Annotated in this window: 13 protein-coding genes; 7 read left to right on the top strand and 6 right to left on the bottom strand. The window is 69.6% G+C overall.

Annotation, left to right across the window (positions count from 1 at the left end):
• Window positions 1-5 precede the first annotated feature (5 nt).
• Together G401_RS0139885 and G401_RS0139880 are read left to right on the top strand one after the other, a co-directional pair.
• Window positions 6-3,662 (top strand): GDSL-type esterase/lipase family protein, encoded by a 3,657-nt coding sequence (locus G401_RS0139885; protein WP_169734311.1) that lies wholly within the window; start codon window positions 6-8, stop codon window positions 3,660-3,662.
• A gap of 168 nt (window positions 3,663-3,830) precedes the next feature.
• The gene (locus G401_RS0139880; RefSeq protein ID WP_027346884.1) at window positions 3,831-6,584 is read left to right on the top strand and encodes a tetratricopeptide repeat protein; all 2,754 of its coding nucleotides are present in this window, start codon (window positions 3,831-3,833) and stop codon (window positions 6,582-6,584) included.
• A 416-nt stretch (window positions 6,585-7,000) separates the two neighbouring features.
• Here G401_RS0139880 and G401_RS51630 read toward each other — a convergent pair whose 3' ends face one another.
• Complete coding sequence (locus tag G401_RS51630) at window positions 7,001-7,555, bottom strand: DUF1990 family protein (RefSeq protein ID WP_211240966.1); 555 nt, start codon at window positions 7,553-7,555, stop codon at window positions 7,001-7,003.
• 239 nt (window positions 7,556-7,794) lie between these two features.
• Here G401_RS51630 and G401_RS0139870 point away from each other — a divergent pair, with 239 nt between their 5' ends.
• A complete protein-coding gene (locus G401_RS0139870) occupies window positions 7,795-8,325 on the top strand; it encodes a hypothetical protein (protein WP_157546799.1) in 531 nt (176 codons plus the stop codon).
• 49 nt (window positions 8,326-8,374) lie between these two features.
• Here G401_RS0139870 and G401_RS51625 read toward each other — a convergent pair whose 3' ends face one another.
• The gene (locus G401_RS51625; RefSeq protein ID WP_034594538.1) at window positions 8,375-8,743 is read right to left on the bottom strand and encodes an ester cyclase; all 369 of its coding nucleotides are present in this window, start codon (window positions 8,741-8,743) and stop codon (window positions 8,375-8,377) included.
• An 87-nt stretch (window positions 8,744-8,830) separates the two neighbouring features.
• Between G401_RS51625 and G401_RS0139860 the strand changes: the two genes are divergently transcribed.
• Window positions 8,831-9,421 (top strand): TetR/AcrR family transcriptional regulator, encoded by a 591-nt coding sequence (locus tag G401_RS0139860; protein WP_034594536.1) that lies wholly within the window; start codon window positions 8,831-8,833, stop codon window positions 9,419-9,421.
• Here G401_RS0139860 and G401_RS0139855 read toward each other — a convergent pair.
• Together G401_RS0139855 and G401_RS0139850 are read right to left on the bottom strand one after the other, a co-directional pair.
• On the bottom strand, window positions 9,418-9,792 hold the full coding sequence (locus tag G401_RS0139855) for a nuclear transport factor 2 family protein (RefSeq protein ID WP_027346881.1): 375 nt from the start codon (window positions 9,790-9,792) through the stop codon (window positions 9,418-9,420). The two genes, G401_RS0139860 and G401_RS0139855, sit on opposite strands and share 4 nt — an antisense overlap.
• Before the next feature lie 40 nt (window positions 9,793-9,832).
• Window positions 9,833-10,735 (bottom strand): hypothetical protein, encoded by a 903-nt coding sequence (locus G401_RS0139850; RefSeq protein ID WP_027346880.1) that lies wholly within the window; start codon window positions 10,733-10,735, stop codon window positions 9,833-9,835.
• Between the two features lie 326 nt (window positions 10,736-11,061).
• On the opposite strand from G401_RS0139850, the gene eno reads away from it, so the two are divergent.
• Together eno and G401_RS0139840 are read left to right on the top strand one after the other, a co-directional pair.
• Window positions 11,062-12,348 carry a phosphopyruvate hydratase gene (gene eno / locus G401_RS0139845; protein WP_027346879.1) on the top strand — a complete coding sequence of 429 codons (1,287 nt, stop codon included), beginning with the start codon at window positions 11,062-11,064 and terminating at the stop codon, window positions 12,346-12,348.
• 110 nt (window positions 12,349-12,458) lie between these two features.
• Window positions 12,459-13,034 (top strand): hypothetical protein, encoded by a 576-nt coding sequence (locus G401_RS0139840; RefSeq protein ID WP_027346878.1) that lies wholly within the window; start codon window positions 12,459-12,461, stop codon window positions 13,032-13,034.
• Window positions 13,035-13,100: 66 nt separating this feature from the next.
• Here G401_RS0139840 and G401_RS0139835 read toward each other — a convergent pair whose 3' ends face one another.
• Window positions 13,101-14,552, bottom strand: coding sequence for a hypothetical protein (locus G401_RS0139835; RefSeq protein ID WP_157546798.1), 1,452 nt, complete (start codon window positions 14,550-14,552; stop codon window positions 13,101-13,103).
• 206 nt (window positions 14,553-14,758) lie between these two features.
• Between G401_RS0139835 and G401_RS0139830 the strand changes: the two genes are divergently transcribed.
• Window positions 14,759-15,754 carry a S66 peptidase family protein gene (locus tag G401_RS0139830; protein ID WP_027346876.1) on the top strand — a complete coding sequence of 332 codons (996 nt, stop codon included), beginning with the start codon at window positions 14,759-14,761 and terminating at the stop codon, window positions 15,752-15,754.
• A gap of 56 nt (window positions 15,755-15,810) precedes the next feature.
• Here the strand turns inward: G401_RS0139830 and G401_RS0139825 are convergent, their stop codons facing one another.
• The gene (locus G401_RS0139825) at window positions 15,811-16,077 is read right to left on the bottom strand and encodes a helix-turn-helix transcriptional regulator (RefSeq protein ID WP_027346875.1); all 267 of its coding nucleotides are present in this window, start codon (window positions 16,075-16,077) and stop codon (window positions 15,811-15,813) included.
• Between the last annotated feature and the right edge of the window lie 22 nt (window positions 16,078-16,099).

Here is a 16,099-nt window from a genome sequence, read left to right as displayed (position 1 = left end):
TGCGCATGCTGAACCCCTCACGCTGGATCGCGCTCGGCGTCGCCCTGACGCTGGCCGCGACCGTGCCGGCGCCCGCCGTCGCCGGGCCGCCCACACCACCGACTGCATCTCTCGCAACGGCCCCGTCGAACCCTGCCCCTACGGTTGCCATGGCGCCCGCTTCGCCTTCGGCGGCCTTCAGCCAGCCGCACGAGGCCGCGGCGCTTCCGCTCACGACCACCGGATCGGGCAGCACGCCCGCCGCGACCGCGATGTCCCGTGTCGTGGCGCGGGAGGGTCAGGACGCCGAGATCGAGTTCACCGCCGACGGCCCTCGGGTCACCGTCGCCGTCACGGCGGCGGTCCCGCTGCGCGGCCTCACCCTGGTGCTGTCCGGCGCGGGACGGGCGAAGCTGACCGCTTCCCTGCCGGATCTCGCCGCCGCGGCCACCGCCCGTCGCACGTGGACGGTCGTACGGCCGGCCGATGCCGCCGTCGTCCTGACAGTGCAGTTGCGTCAGCGCGGTACGACCATCGCCACCGGATCACGGGCCGCCCAGCTGCATCACGGCGCTCTGGTCCTCGCGCCGAGCCGGGTTCTTCTGCCCGCCGCGCTCCTGGCGGCCGACCATGCCGCCGGCCGGCTCGACCCGATCGGCTACCGGAATCAGTCGGCGGCGCTCAACGCCGTACCCGTGCCCGGAGCGTCGGTCAGTCACGGGCCCGCGAGCCTGGCCGCGTCCGGTCCCGTCGCGGTCTACGGGCACGTTCAGTACCAGCGCTCCGACGCCACCTGGACCCCGGTACGCAACGCGCGCGTCGCCCTCGTCGTCAACGACCTCGGCTTGACGGTCGCGGTCGGCGCCACCAACGGCAACGGCGACTACACGTTCAACGTGACCGCCGACGCGTCGCACACCTACCACGTCGAGTTGAGCTCCTCCAACGCGTACGCGCTGATCCTGGGAGCGAGCCAGCAGTACGTGGCGGCCACGCCAACCAAGGTCCTGCAGCCGGGTGACACCTGGACGAACGTTGACCTCTCGCTGGGCAACCAGACGCAGGACGCAGCCGGACTGCGCACCAACGCGTTCGCGGTCCTGGACGCGCTGTTCACCATCGGCGGCTTCTACACCAAGAACCGGCAGTCGGGTTGGCCGAGCCAGCTGGAGGTGACCTACCCGGCCGACGGCAGCTACGTCGGTGCCCAGGACGGCCACATCCACATCAGCGGCGGCGGTGCGTTGTGCGGCACGGGTCAGCCGTGCCAGGAAGACGCCTACGACTGGCCGGTGATCGCGCACGAGACCGGTCACATCGTCGCCCGGCACGGCGGCTTCGACGACAGCTCCGGCGGCGCCCACGACATCTGCAACGGCGCCTGGTCGGTCAGCGGCAGCAAGAGCGCCGGTATGAAGCTGGCCTGGTCGGAAGGGTGGGCCACGTTCTTCGGCACCGTCGCCCTGCACGAGGAGGCGATCCCGGCCGGCACCCCGAACCTCGCCGACGCGACGTACAGCGACCGGCCCGGTCCGCCCTACTACGGCGGTGCGAACTTCTCCTACAGCATGGAGGATCCGGCGAGCATGTGCTCGCCGCGCGGCGACGACAGCGAGCTGGCCGTCAGCCGCGCCCTGTGGGACTTCTACGACGCCAATGCGGACGGCGAGTCGATCTCCTGGACCTTCGGCGACATCCTGGGGCGCATGCTGTCGGCCCATCCGACCACGTTCGGCGCCGCCTGGACCGCCCTGACCGGCGGCCGGGACGTCAGCGTCGTGCAGAACGCCGCCCAGGTCCTCGAACAGCACGGCGTCGCCTCGAAGATCACCAGCGGCGACCAGGTCGTCGACCCGGCCAAGGCCTACACCATCAGCTGGACCGCGAGCGGCATGGGCGGCCACCCCAACAGTTACCGGCTGCGCTTCCTCAACATCAACACCCGGGCCGAGATGGCCGCCGTCACCACCACCGCCACCTCCTACACGCTCACGGCCGCCGACAAGACCGCGATCAGCGGCTGGGGCACCGCCCTGGTCGAGGTCGACGCGAGCGAGGGCGCCTCGCCCGCCACCGGCCCCTACCCCAGCAAATGGATCACACTGACCACCGGTGTCGCCGGAACCACCCGCGTCATGATCGCCGGCGACTCGATCAGCCACGGCACCCAGGGCGACTACACCTGGCGCTACCGGCTGCAGAAGCACTTCGCGGCCAACGGGGTCAACGCCGACTTCGTCGGCCCGCGCCGCGGCGTCTACAACATGTGGTCGGTGCAGGACGGCACCAGCAACGACGACCCCAACGGCTACCGAGCCGCCGACGCCGCCGACACCGAGCACGACGCCCTGTGGGGCCGGCAGATGAACGACGAGAAGAACGAGATCCAGGCGAAGGTCGCCACCTACCAGCCCCAGTACCTCGTCGTGGAGCTCGGCTTCAACGACATCGCCTGGGGCGGGGTCAGCGGCGCCGACCTGATGACCGTCCTCACCCAGTTCGTCGCCAACGCCCGGGCCGGCAAGTCCAACGTCCGCCTGCTGCTGTGCACCGTGCCGGTCAACAAGAACCCGACCACGTTCCAGCGTACGCAGATCCTCGACTACAACTCCCGGCTCAGGGCCGCGATCCCGAGCCTCTCCACCGGCACCTCACCGGTCAAGCTCGTCGACCTCGCGAGCGCGTACGACCCCAACAGCTACGCGTACGACCCGATCCATCCCAACACGCAAGGCGAGTTCCGCATCGCCCGCGCCGTCGCCGGCACCTTCAACGCCTTCGGCGTCGGGCCGGTCTTCGGCAGCATCCCGGCCACGACCGAGATCACCCTCAGCGCCCCGGCCATCACCGTCACGCCCGTCGCGGGCGGCATCCAGCTGTCCTGGTCGCACGTCTGGGGCGCCACCGGCTACTACCTCTACCAGCGCGACGTCACCGCCGGCCAGGCGCAGGAACAACTACCCCTCCCCGTCACCACCGACCACTGGCTGTTCAACTGGGTCCAACGTGGACACACCTACGAGTACGCGGTGGCAGCCTCGAAGGGTGACACCAACCTCGCCAAGAGCGGCACCGCTACGGCGGTCGCCAACCCGTCGACCGCCGACGGTCCGACGATCATCCACTCCTTCGCCAACGACGGCAGCGGCACGGTCAACGTCGACTGGATCGCGCCCACCGGATACGGCGCCGACACCGTCTCGGCGTACGACCTGTACTGGTACGACAACACCACTCAGGTCCTGAGCAACAAACGGGTCTGGGGCCTGTCGACCACCTTCCCCGGCACGGTCGGCCATACGTACAACATCGTGATCGGCGCCGTGAACACCTACGGCAGCGGCTTCCCCGGCGCCGCCCCCAACGTGTACGCGGGTGTGCGTACGCCGTCCCCGCCCTCCCTCGACGACGTCGTCTGGAGCACCTACCACGACGCCATCGTGATCCTGCACTGGACCAATTCGCCGCAGGCCGCCGTCGGCTACCGGGTCTGGCGACGGCAGATCAACCCGGACGGATCGCGGACGCTCTGGGAGTCGGTCGGCATCATGTACCCCGGCTACACCCAGGGCGAGATCTGGTTCACGCCCTACGGCTGGCGCTGGGAGTTCTACATGACGTCCATCAACGGGACCACGGAAGGCCCGGCCTCCAACATCAAGGAAGCCCACTACTGGAGTTAAAAGGCGGACAACCAGAGCGGTGCGGGGCGACAGGATGGGAGAACCTGACTCGCCCCGCACGGCTTGGCCACCCCAGTATCTGTCCGTTCGGGGAGCGGTACCGGGTATGCGGTCGGTGATTTGATCAGCATCCGCGGGTGTCTTGTGAGCGGATCGGATGGTGGTGTCGTGGGCCAGGCTGTGCGGGCGGTCGAGAACGGCCGGGTGTGGATGTGGGTGGGGCTGGTCTCGGGCGCCGTGGGCTCTGCGGCGGCGTTGGCGGTGGAGGTCCTGGGCCTGTGGAAGGACGGGTTGAGCCCCCATGGTCAGCGAGTGGCGGTCCTGCTGTCGACCGGGCTGGTGGTCCTCGGGCTGGTGGCTGCTGTCGTCGGGTGGTGGGCGAGCCGTCGGCGGGCGGACCGAGCCGATGACGCGGTCTGGCGGATGCGGGTGGCTACCCTTCTTCGCGAGTTGCCCGGGGGCGGGTTGCCACGGCTGTCCCAGTTGGCGGACTCGGACCTGGGTGCCACGGCGACGCGATACACCGCCGCTGGTACGGGCTGGTATGTGCCGCGGCACGGGTTTGATGAGCGGTTGCGGGCGGCACTGCTGCCGGCGGGGCCGCCGTTTCCGTTCGTGATCGTGTGGGGGGACTCGAAGGCGGGCAAGTCGCGTACGGCGGTGGAGGCGGTGCGGGCGGTGTTCGGTGCAGCTGATCCGGAGGTGCTGCTGCCCGTGCTGAACCGCAACGCGCTCGAAGAGCTGATGTTGCTGCAGCCACCGCTGGAGGTGGGGGTGCCGGCGGTGGTCTGGTTGGACAACCTTTCGCCGGTCCAGTTGGGTCAGCTGACCGGTCCGTTGCTGGAGTGGCTGCGGGCGCGTGCGGTGGTGGTGGGGACCCTGACCACGGCTGAACGCGCAAAGGTGCTGGCGGCGCCGGGTGAGGTGGGCGCGGTGGCGGTGGCGGCGCTGGCCAAGGGCGGCGCTGCCGGCGAGGAGTTCCACCTGCCGTTCGCGGCGAGTGCGCCGGAGTTGGCGGAGGCGTCACGGCTGTATCCGGACGAGAAGATCAGCGGCAGTATCGGTGAGACGTTGATCGCCGGTGTGGCACTGGTGGACCGATATCGCAACGGTCATGTGGAGTCCCCTATGGGACAGGCTGTGGTGCGTATCGCGGTCGACCTGCGGCGCGCGGGGCTGGCTCGTCCGGTCCGCGAGGCTGAGCTGACGGCGCTCCTGCCCGCCTACGCTGCGGAGATCACCGTGGCGGCGCCGTCGCCGCACGCGTTCGAGGCGGGAATCGCGTGGGCGCGTACTCCGGTGTCGTCGCAAGTGGCGCTGCTCACGGCCGTTGCGGACGACCCGGCCGGGTCAGCGTGGTCGGTGCTGCCGTACCTGGAAGCCGTCGACGAAGGTCAGCGTGAGCATGAGCCTCGCCCAGTGCCAGAACGGCTGTGGCAGCCGTTGATCGGGATGGTCGAGGCAGTCGAGGCCTACTATGTCGGTCTGGCCGCCTACTTCGCGGGCCAGCATGATGCCGCCCGGGACGGCCTTCGCAAGGCCATGGCAGCCGACGATCCTGACACGACGTCGGCAGCGGCGTTCAACCTGGGGGTGCTACTGGTCGAGCAGGGCGACATCGCGGGGGCGCGAGCGGCCTACCGACTTGCGGCCGACAGCAGCCACCCCGAAGCGGCGCCCATGGCGGCGTACAACCTGGGCACGCTGCTGGTCGAGCAGGGCGATGTGACGGGCGCGCTGGAAGCCTACGAGGTGGCGGTCGACAGCGACCATCCCGAAATCGCACCGGCTGCGGCGGTCGTCCTGGGGACGCTGCTGGTCGAGCAGGGCGATGTGACGGGCGCGCTGGAAGCCTACGAGGTGGCGATCAACAGCGACGACCCGGAAATGGCGCCGACGGCAGCGGTCCATCTGGGAAAGTTGCTACGCGAGGAAGCCCCACCGTCGGTCATCCAAGAGATCTACCAGTTGGCGATCGACAGCGACCACTCTGAGATGGCACCGACGGCGGCGTACCACCTGGGAGAGTTGCTCGAAGAGCAGGGTGACGTGCCGGGCGCGCTAGCCGCATACCAGAGGGCGATCGACAGCAACCACCCTGAGATGGCGCCGATGGCGGCGCTCGGCCTGTGGACGCTGTTGACAGCGCGGGGTGATACGGCGGGTGCACAGACGGCATATCAGCGGGCGATCGACCGTAATGAGCCTGAGATAGTGTCGATCTCCACGATCGGCCTGGCGGGACTGCTGACAGAGCAGGGTGACATGGCTGGCGCGCAGGCGGCCTACCAGCAGGTGATCGACAGCAATGAACCTGAGATGGTGCCACTAGCCACGTTTAGCCTTGCGGTCCTGCTGCAGGAGCAGGGCGACACGGCGGGTGCCCGAATCGCCTACCAACGGGTGATCGACAGCAACGACCCCGACAAGGCGCCGACGGCGCTGTTCAACATGGGGATGTTGCTGAGCGAACAAGGCGACGTGGCGGGCGCGCAGGCTGCCTACCAGCTGGCTGTCGACAGCAACCACCTCGATGCGTCTCCGAGGGCGGCGAACAACCTAGGACTGATGCTGGAAGATCAGGGTGATGTGGCGGGTGCGCAGGCGGCATTTCACATGGCGATCGACAGCAAGCACTCCGAAGCGGCGCCGGCGGCCGCGATCAACCTGGGAGAGCTGCTGAGCAAGCAGGGCGACACGGCGGGTGCGCAGGCGCTGTATCAGATGGCGATCGACAGCGAGCACTCCGAAGCGGCAGCGATGGCCGCGATCAACCTGGGGGAGCTGCTGAACGAACAGGGTGACACGGCGGGTGCCCGGACCGCCTACCAACGGGCGATCGACAGCAACCACCCTGAACTGGCGCCGATGGCGGCGCGGCGACTAGCGGAGATCGGGGCAGACGATGAGACGCGGGACTAGACTCCTCGCCGCGAGCGGGCCGGTTTTCAGTAACGGCCTGATTCTCGGCCCGACGTGTACCGGTCATCGCCGTGGAGAAGGTTTGCATCCGGTCCGTCCGCCATGCCGACTGGTCAGTATCTGCTTACCACGCGTCTATTAGCTTTCTTTAAGACAGGTTTCAGCAGTTCAGAGGCTTGACGGCCTCGTTCTTCAGGGCCGGATGTCGGACCGCGGGTGTCGATGTCCGGCCCTTCGGCCTGCCTGGGTCGGGTCGGCAGCGTTTGGCCAGGGTGAGTTTCCACCCTGGGGGAAGCTCAACTCGCGACCGGCTACCGCGGCCTGCTCGACCGCTTCCACAGCTTCCTCGGCACCAGCACGAAGTTGGAACCCATCGAATCTCGCGATCATCGATTGCGTACCCTCTGAGATCGACGTCATTCAGATGTACGCGCCTCTTTCGCCAATGCGGTCATGGCGGCCGCGTACCGGTCCGTCAGGCGGTCCTGCACCATTCTCGCGATCGGGCCGCCCAGGCGCGAAAGCGTCGTGCCGGGGCGGGAGAACGCCGTGATCTCGAACTCGACGCGGCCGTCCGGATCCATGCGGACGACGAACGACTCCTCGCCGGATTCGGGATGCCCGGTGAGCGTGCCGTACGCGAATCCGCTCGCCTGTCCGTCGTCGAGAACATAGACGATTCTGCATGGCGCCTGCACAATGGACACCCCCAGAAGCACGTCCTGTCCCGGAGTGGCGACCGCCCCGTGCGCGATCACCCGGATACCGGCCCGCCGGTGCATCTCCCAGGACTTCAACGAACGGGCGACGTGGGCGAACACCAAGGGGCCGCGCCCGAGGGCGAGCCGTCGACGGACGTGACGGTAGCCGGCCGGAAGCACGTCACCGGCCGTGGCGCCGACCTCCGGGTACGACAGCGAAAGCGCGCCGAGTTCGTCGATCGTCAGCCGATGCATCGGCGACGCCCGCATTTCCTCATCGTGTCGAAGCCATTCGCCGTCGGACCTTTCATCACCACGATCACCACCCGCGAAAAGCGTACCGACGGGCGACTGATCGGCGTATGCGGGCGCGACCCGGCTTGTTTTCGGGCCTCGATCCGGTCGAGCTTCGCCAACGAATCTCCGATTTGGTGTAGGAGACGCTCCTGAGCTGCGGGTCCTCGCCTACTTTCAGCGCATTGGCGCTACCACTACCAGGAAGGAACAGGATGAGACGTTCCCCCGTTCTCCGGCGGCTCGCGATGGGCGTCGCCGCGCTCGGCGTCGCGATCGCCGGCACGGTCGCCTCGGCGACTCCCGCCGAGGCGGCGACGACGCGGTACCTCAACTGCGCGACGCTCGCCGGATCGGGAAGCTACAGCAATCCGAAACTGCTCGGCACGATCAGCGTACGCACGGTGGTGCAGAACTGCCCGGCGTTGTCCTCGGGATCGGGGTACAACCTGCGGTACTTCAAGTTCACGCTGCCGCGCGGTGCCAGCGGTTCGTCGCTGGCGCTGACCTACTACCACCGGACCAGTTCGTCGCAGTCCGGCGTACACCCGCGGATCGCGAACGGGGCCTACACGGTGCGTTCCGCGGCCAGCTCGCGGTACTACCAGGACAGCTACTACCAGGGGTTCTACCAGGCGTTGTACGGCCTGCCCGCGGGCAGCAACTACCGGCTGGGCGCGGAGAAGCTGTCCAGCCCGCTCGGCTCGGTCCGCACGGCGCCGTTCAACATCCTGATCGTCCCGTAACCGGTGGGCGGGTGCCCGGGTCGCAGTGTCGTCCGGGCACCCGCCGCCTTCAGAACGGCTCCGCGTAGACCCAGTGTTCGACCAGCAGCCCGTCGACGACCCGGACCATGTCCATCCCGGACACCTCGAAGGCCGCACCGGTGGGCGGACGGCCGAAGAAGTCGCCGGTGTGCGTTCCGGCGATGCGGTACCGGGTCGACACCCATTCACCGCTCTCCACGCTCTGCAGCGCGGTGACGGCGAAGTCCGGTACGCCGGCCACGATGGCCCGCCACTTGCCCAGCCAGTCCTCGTGGGTCGCCTCGCGGCCCTGGTCGAGCGAGCGTACGGCGATGTGGCGGACCGCGGCCTCGAAGTCGCCGGCCTCCCGCGCCGCGTTGATCAGTCGCACCGTCTCCGCCGGGCCTGTCGGGTGCATCGCAGCCTCCTCTAAACGGGGACTGTCCCCGTTTCATTGTGTGCGACGATACGGGGAGCATCCCCGGAACGCAATGAGAGGTGTCCGTTGACTCCTACGGAACGCAAGGACGCGACCTACAACCGGCAGCGCCTCGTCGAGGCGGCCGGCGAGGTCTTCCGGCGGGACGGCACGGACGCGGCGCTCGACGAGATCGCCCGCACCGCGGGCGTCGCCAACGCCACCCTCTACCGTCACTTCCCGACCCGCGAACGCCTGCTGACCGCCGTGTACGCACAGAGCATCGACGCGATGTGCTCGGACGCGCTGGAGCGGATCGAGTCCGGCGCCGACGACGCACTCCTGGTCTGGCTCGGCGGCGTGGTGGAACACATGCAGGCCAACCGGGGGCTGCGCGAAGGGCTGGCCGGTGCCCACGCGCTCGAACCCGACCACACCCCGGTCGAGATCCGGGAATGGCACGACCGGATCGCCGCGACGGCCGAGCCGCTGTTCACCCGGGCGCAGCGCAGCGGCCTGATCAAGTCCGACGCGCGATGGACGGACGTGCTGGCCTTGACCGCCGCCGTCGGTCACGCCGCCGGCTCCGATCACGCCGCCGGCCGGCGACTACTGGACATTGTCCTGGACGGCCTCCGGCCGGCGCACGGCACGACCCGCCGAGCGGGCCCGCCTTAAGGAGGTGCGTCGCTGACGTGGGCGGCCAGCAGGCGCCAGCCCCGCTCGCCGAGAACCCAGGTACGCGTGTAGCGGAGCCGTGCCGTGAACTCCTGGCCTTCGAAGGCGCCGGAGAGCGTACCGAGGAAGAAGGTGACGCCGGTGGTGCCGTCGGCGACGACGCGCAGGTCCTCCTCGGTGACCTCGGTCAGCCGCTGCCGGCCGGATCGCTGCAGCGCCAGGTCGTCCGCCTTGGTGTACAGGGTGCCGCCGGGTCCGGTGAAGACGAGCCGGTCGTCGAGGAGTTCGTCGAGCGTGTCGGCGTCGGCCGCGAGTTGCGCGACCTGGAGGCGGCGTTCGGCCGCCCGGAGGCTGTCGGAGAGTGAGTCCACCCCGACAGCCTCGCACGGCGGGCGGCCGACGGCGCGCCGCTCAGTGGAAGGTGAAGACCAGGTCCTGCCCGGTGGCGACCTCGATGGTGGCGATGGTCGTGATGTCGAGCTGCGGGCCGTACTGGATCACCAGGTACGCGGCCGCGGAGCCGTTCGGCGTGCCGAGCAGGGCGGCGAAGGCGTCGCTCTGCGGGAGGTGTACGCCAAGCGGCACCGCCGGATCGTCGCGTTCCCAGGACAGGTACGCCAGGACGTCGGCCGTGAGCGCGTTGCCCGCGTTCTGGCGACGCAGGACCCGCAGCTTCGGCAACACCGGTTCACCGACGAGGTCGGGGTTCTGCTCCAGGAACGCCAACCGGTACTGGTGGAAGTAGATGTCGGCGTTCGTGAAGGGCTCGCCGGCGTGGACCGAGTTCTGCCAGGAGCGCAGGATTCCCTGCGCGGGCAGCGGCGTGTTCTTGAAGCCGTGGGCCTCGTGCTCCGGCGGGCAGTCGTTCCACCGGCTGAGCATCGCGAACCCGGTCGGGGAGTCGGGGTTGGCGACGGTCTGTGTGGTGTAGGACGCCGCGAACTGCGCCGCCTCCTTCGGCTGCGGTTCGGGCTGATGTTCGATGAGCGCGATCCGCTCGCGGCCCTTGGCCAGGCACGCCTCGTAGCTCTCCCGCCAGCCGCCGATCCGCTGCAGGACGTAGGGCTGCTGGCGGTACGGCAGTTCGGGCCCGTCGTCGTCCATGGGCGGAGGCGGCGGGGGCGGCGCGTCCACGTCTCCCCCGGCCTGCTGCGGAAGCCCGTCCTCCTGCGGAAGCCCGCCCCCCTGCGGAAGCCCGTCCTCCTGCGGAAGCCCGGCCTGCTGCGGAAGCCCGGCCCCCTGCGGGAGCCCGGCCTGCTGCGGGAGTTCGGCCGCGACGACCTTGAGGGCGTCCGGCGTGTCCGGTTGCGTCATGAACCGCTCCTGTCGTGAGTGGAGGCTGATGTCCGGCGGTCGACCCGCCCAGCCGATTACCGCACGCTCACACGGGATCACGGAGTGTGTGTCGGGGATCCGGCGAGGGTCCATCACATCGGTTACCCCGCACGGCTGACACCGTCCTATCCACTCCCCCCGAAGCTGCCGGCATAGCGGGTAAGCGGCCCGAACGTCGGTCTGATAGGTTCGTGACGAGTTGAGTTTCTTATGGGAACTCCTTTTCTTCGTGACCGACGACGCGGTCGACCACGTCTGCCATCCGACGCACCCGCCGCCGTCCACGCGGCACCAGGAGGAGACGCATGCCCACGATCAGCTCTGTCCACGCCCGCGAGATCCTCGACAGCCGCGGCAACCCGACCGTCGAGGTCGACGCCGTGCTCGACGACGGCTCCTTCGGCCGCGCCGCCGTCCCGTCCGGCGCCTCCACCGGTACGCGGGAAGCGGTCGAACTCCGCGACGGCGAGACCGGCCGGTTCCACGGCAAGGGCGTACGCCGGGCGGTCGACGCGGTCAACGGCGAGATCCTGGCCGCCGTCACCGGACGGGACGCCACCGACCAGGCCGGGCTCGACGGCGTACTGACCGAGTTGGACGGGACGGCCACGAAGTCCCGGCTGGGCGCGAACGCCACCCTCGGCGTCTCCCTGGCGGTCGTCAAGGCCGCCGCGGCGAGCGCCGGCCGGCCGCTCTACCGGTACCTCGGCGGCGACGACGCCACCCTGCTCCCGCTGCCGCTGATGAACATCGTCAACGGCGGCGTGCACGCCGACAATCCGCTCGACTTCCAGGAGTTCATGATCGCCCCGATCGGCGCCGCGTCCTTCTTCGACGCCGTGCGCATGGGGTCGGAGGTGTTCCACACGCTGCGCGGAGCGCTCCGCAAGGCCGGGCAGAACACCAACGTCGGCGACGAGGGCGGGTTCGCGCCCGATCTGCGTACCGCGGAGGAGGCGCTGACCTTCGTCACCCAGGCCATCATCGACACCGGCTACAAGCCGGGCACCGACATCGCGATCGCCCTCGACCCGGCCGCGTCGGAGTTCTTCCGCGACGGCGTCTACTCCTACACCGGCGAGCAGCGGGTACGCACCGTCGAGGAGCACGTCGCGTACCTGGTCGAGCTGGCTGGGGCGTACCCGATCGTGTCCATCGAGGACGGTGTGGCCCAGGACGACGTCGCCGGCTGGACCGAGCTGACGCGTACGCTCGGCGGCCGCTGCCAGCTCGTCGGCGACGACGTCTTCTGCACGAACCCGGCGCTGCTGCGGCAGGGCATCGCCGACGGCATCGCCAACGCGATCCTGATCAAGGTGAACCAGATCGGCACCCTCACCGAGACCGTCGAAGCGGTACGCGTCGCGCAGGACGCGGGCTACGGAGTCGTGATGTCGCACCGCTCCGGCGAAACCGAGGACACGACGATCGCCGACCTGGCCGTCGGACTGGGCTGCGGCCAGATCAAGACGGGATCGCTGTCGCGCAGCGACCGGACGAGCAAGTTCAACCAGCTCATCCGCATCGAGGAGGAACTCGGCGCCGCAGCCGCGTACGCCGGGGGTGCGGTCCTCAGCCGGACGGCCCGGTGACCACCTGGCCGAACGCCCAAGATGATCAAACCGGTTTCCGCCCCACGGGCCGTCGTCGACTCGCATAGGCTCCGCTGCACCCAGACGACGACGGCCCCGAGGACGAGACCATGACCGCCCCCGCCACACCCGTGATCCCGCAGTTCTTCTTCCCCACGTGGCTGGTGACCTCGGGCCTGGGCATGCCGCCGGTGTGCGCTCCACACGGCGCGCCCGGGCCCGTCGGCGTCAAGGCCAAAATCGAGTCCAGCCCGCCGAAGTGGACCTACCTCCTGCTCCTGCTGGGCGCCCTGCCCTACATCATCGTGGCCGCGGCGATGACCAAGCGGGTGCAGGCGCCGCTGTGGCCAGTCTGTCCACAGTGCACGAAGCAGGCCCAGACGCTGAAGCTCATCGGCACGCTGTCCCTGCTCATGGTCCCGGCCTCGTGCGCCGGCCCGTCGATCCTGGCCAAGGGCGCCGACCTGGGCGCCGTCGTCGGCTGGCTCTCCTTCGTGCTGGCCGTCGCCTTCTTCATCGGCGGCGCCGCGTCCTTCTGGTTCGCCGACCCCGCCCGCGTCGCGCGCGCCTGGCTCACCAACGACGGGGCGTACATCCAGGTGAAGCGGCCCGCCCCCGCGTTCTGCCAGGCCGTCACCGAGCGCCTCCAGCTGCACGTCCCGGTCCCGGTGCCGCCTACCGTCTGAGGCATCCGCCTGTACGCGTCACTGCCTGTACGCGTCACTGCCGGTACGCGTCACTGCCGGTACGCGTCACTGCGCGTACCGCTCCTGGGCGGCCAGGTTCACCACGAGAGTCGCGTACTGCTGCCTCATCGCACTGGGAACGGAGCTTTCGGCGGCGGCCAGCGCGAGCAGGACCGCCTCGACGCGCTTGGCGAGGCTCTGGGTGAAGAACGCGGACGGCAGCGTCAGCGTGCCGTCCGCGAAGCGGGCCGACGAGCCCGGCTCGAAGGTCACCACCTTGCCCACGATCGGGTCGCGCATACGCCGCAGCCGCCGGTGGATGCCGGTCAGCACGATGTCGTCCGGCCGGGCCGGGCTGCTGCCCCGGGTCAACTCCCCCGGGAAGGCGATACGCACCTGCTTCAGGATGCCCTCGTAGCTGTCGCTCCACATCCCGTCGTCGAGCACGTGCCTCCAGACGCGGCGGTAGGCGTGGTCGACGTCGTGCGCCGCCAGCCCCAGATAGGTCTCGGCGTACGCGAGCGCCTCCACCGCCAGCTTCGGCCGGTCGAGTTCGGCATCGACCTTGAGCTCGCGGGTGTCGTCCTGCGGCGGCAGCTTGGACGGCTCGTAGTCCCGGGCCGCCATCAGCACGAACAGGCCGTAGCTGTCGGCGTTCCGGGTCGCCTGGGCCTGGTCGAGCTTCCAGAACAACCGCCGGTCCGCGTACGCGATGTCCTTGGCCCGGAGCACGGCGTGGGCCGACTCGTGCACGAAGGTGAGGGCTTTGCTGTCGGCCCGGGCGGTGAGCATGTCGGGGCCGAAGTCGATGACCGCCTCATCCTTGTGTCCCTTGGTGACCGCCAGGCTGCTGCCGCCGTACGCGACGAACCGGAACCCGGGCTTGTGCGCGGTGCCGCCCGGCTCGCGTTCGCGCAGCTTGCGCAGGAAGGCACCGATGGTCTTGAGGTCGGTGCTCAGCGACCGCAGGTCGACCCGGTCGGAGAACAGCAGCTTCGCGGTGGCGACGACCTTGATGTACTCCTCGTCGCCGGCCTTGGCGTCCAGGATTCCGACGACCTTGTCCACGTACGCCTCGGCCTGGCCCTGGGCGTCGGTGATCTCCTTGGCGGCCTTGCGGTGCGGGGGTTCGGGCTTCGCCGCCGTGCCGGAGGCCGACGACTGGTCCTTGGTGGCGGCGATGGTGACCCGGCGCAGGCCCCTCGGATCGGTGGCGTACTCGGTGTTCTTGACCACCGACAGCACAGCCGGCTTCCCCTTCCAGCCGGCCGTCTTCAGCGCTTCCACGACCGCCACGACCCGGGCGTCGACCAGCTCCCCCACCGTCAGATCGGTACGCGAATAGCACTCGTCGTCCGAGGCGGTACCGACGATGTCGAGGTTGACGTCCGGGCCGGCCTCGGCGAGCCGGGTGATGGTCTTCAGCTCGTCGGCGTCCAGGACGGCGTTCTCCCGGGCGAAGTAGACGACGTCGCGGCCGCCGTGGCCCTTGCTGGACAGGAAGAAGTCGGACAGCATCGGATTCCCTCTCGGATCGACGAAGTGGAATGCGATGACCGTACGGAGGCGTGCGGTGCGCAGCTGTCCGAGATCCAGCCGCGCGAGCATCCGGAACCCGGCCACGTTCGGGGACGGCCGAACGGCGCCGCCACCGTCCGTCGACAGTGGAGCCGGCGCGCGAAAGTCGGATGACCGCGCCACCGGCACCGGCCACACTGGGGGTCATGATCGGTTCCGCACCGCCCGGCCTGCTTCGCCCGCGTGCCCTGAAGCCCGGAGATCTCGTCGTCCTCGCGGCGCTGTCCGGTCCGCTGCCGGCCGCGTACGAGTCCCACATCGAGCGGACGGTGGTCGTGCTCGAACGGATGGGATTCCGCGTACGCCGGGCTCCGCTGCTCGAAGCCGGGCGGCACCACTGGTGGAGCGCGGCGGCGCCGACGGAGATCGCCGAGGAGTTCAACCGCCTGCTCCGCGACCCCGAGGTACGCGCGATCGTCGCGAGCGACGGCGGCCAGACGGTGCTGGGCTACCTCGACCTGATCGACGTCGAGGCGATCAGGGCCGACCCCAAACCGATCCTCGGCTACAGCGACATCTCCCTGCTGCACCTGGTGCTGTACGCGCGTACGGGCCTGGTCGGGTTCCACGCCGACATGGCCGTCCCCGGCTTCGGCGGCCACTGGCAGGCCGCGCCCGCGGCACGCCAAGCGGAACTCGAGAACCTCTACCGCCGTCTGCTCACCGGCACCGAGGCGATCGGCGACCTGCCCGCGAGCCCGTCGTGGGAGTGCTGGCGGCCCGGTCGGGCCGAAGGCCGGCTGATCGGCGGGGTCGTCAATCGCATCGTCCTCGCGCAGGCGACGCAGTACGCGCTGCCGCTCGACCGGTTCGACGGTGCCGTGCTGTTCTGGGAAGAGATGGGCGGCCTGGCCTCGCACGTGTGGAGCTACCTGCAGGTGCTGCGGCACAGCGGCATCCTCGATCGGATCTCCGGCCTGGTCGTCGGCATACCCCGCGAGATCGCCGGGCTCGAGCCCGGCGCGTCCCCGACCCTGCCCGAGATAGTCCTGGACGTCCTCGGCGACCGCGACATCCCGGTCCTGGGCAACGTCGAGTTCGGCCACGCCGGCCCGAACCTGCCGATGCCGATCGGCATCCGCGCCGGCCTCGACGCACGGGAGCGGACGTTGTCACTGCTCGAACCGGCGGTAGCCGCGTAGGCGATCCAGTCGGTCAGCCGCTCTTGACGTCGGGGCTCACCGGCTCGGCGGATGCCTCAGGCCAGGCCCAGCGAGAGGTCGCTGCCGCGCCAGGTGGCCGCCAACTCCTGCAAAGGCAGGTCGAGCACCTCGCCGAGGCAGATGACGGTGCCGAAGCCGGGGGTGGGCAGCCGGCCGGTCTCGATCTTGCGCAGGGTCTCCGGCGAGATCCCCGCCGCCCGCGCGACCTCGACCAGCTCGCGTTCCGCACGTGCCCGGCGCAGCAGTACGCCGAGACGCCTGCCGGCTTCGATCTGCTCAGGAGTGAGCGGGTGGCGGACCATGCGACCAGGATAGGCGACCGGG

It is taken from the genome of Hamadaea tsunoensis DSM 44101, from assembly GCF_000428945.1.
Classification (GTDB): domain Bacteria; phylum Actinomycetota; class Actinomycetes; order Mycobacteriales; family Micromonosporaceae; genus Hamadaea; species Hamadaea tsunoensis.
The sequence above is the reverse complement of the archived record's forward strand: the minus strand, read 5'-3'. Positions and strand labels throughout refer to the sequence as shown.

Bases quoted from the DNA above. Each gene is read 5' to 3' on its own strand.
- G401_RS0139885 (WP_169734311.1), top strand. From the start codon at position 6: ATGCTGAACCCCTCACGCTGGATCGCGCTCGGCGTCGCCCTGACGCTG.
- G401_RS51630 (WP_211240966.1), bottom strand. From the start codon at position 7,555: ATGCGGGCGTCGCCGATGCATCGGCTGACGATCGACGAACTCGGCGCG.
- G401_RS0139870 (WP_157546799.1), top strand. From the start codon at position 7,795: ATGAGACGTTCCCCCGTTCTCCGGCGGCTCGCGATGGGCGTCGCCGCG.
- G401_RS51625 (WP_034594538.1), bottom strand. From the start codon at position 8,743: ATGCACCCGACAGGCCCGGCGGAGACGGTGCGACTGATCAACGCGGCG.
- G401_RS0139850 (WP_027346880.1), bottom strand. From the start codon at position 10,735: ATGACGCAACCGGACACGCCGGACGCCCTCAAGGTCGTCGCGGCCGAA.
- eno (WP_027346879.1), top strand. From the start codon at position 11,062: ATGCCCACGATCAGCTCTGTCCACGCCCGCGAGATCCTCGACAGCCGC.
- G401_RS0139840 (WP_027346878.1), top strand. From the start codon at position 12,459: ATGACCGCCCCCGCCACACCCGTGATCCCGCAGTTCTTCTTCCCCACG.
- G401_RS0139835 (WP_157546798.1), bottom strand. From the start codon at position 14,552: ATGCTGTCCGACTTCTTCCTGTCCAGCAAGGGCCACGGCGGCCGCGAC.
- G401_RS0139830 (WP_027346876.1), top strand. From the start codon at position 14,759: ATGATCGGTTCCGCACCGCCCGGCCTGCTTCGCCCGCGTGCCCTGAAG.
- G401_RS0139825 (WP_027346875.1), bottom strand. From the start codon at position 16,077: ATGGTCCGCCACCCGCTCACTCCTGAGCAGATCGAAGCCGGCAGGCGT.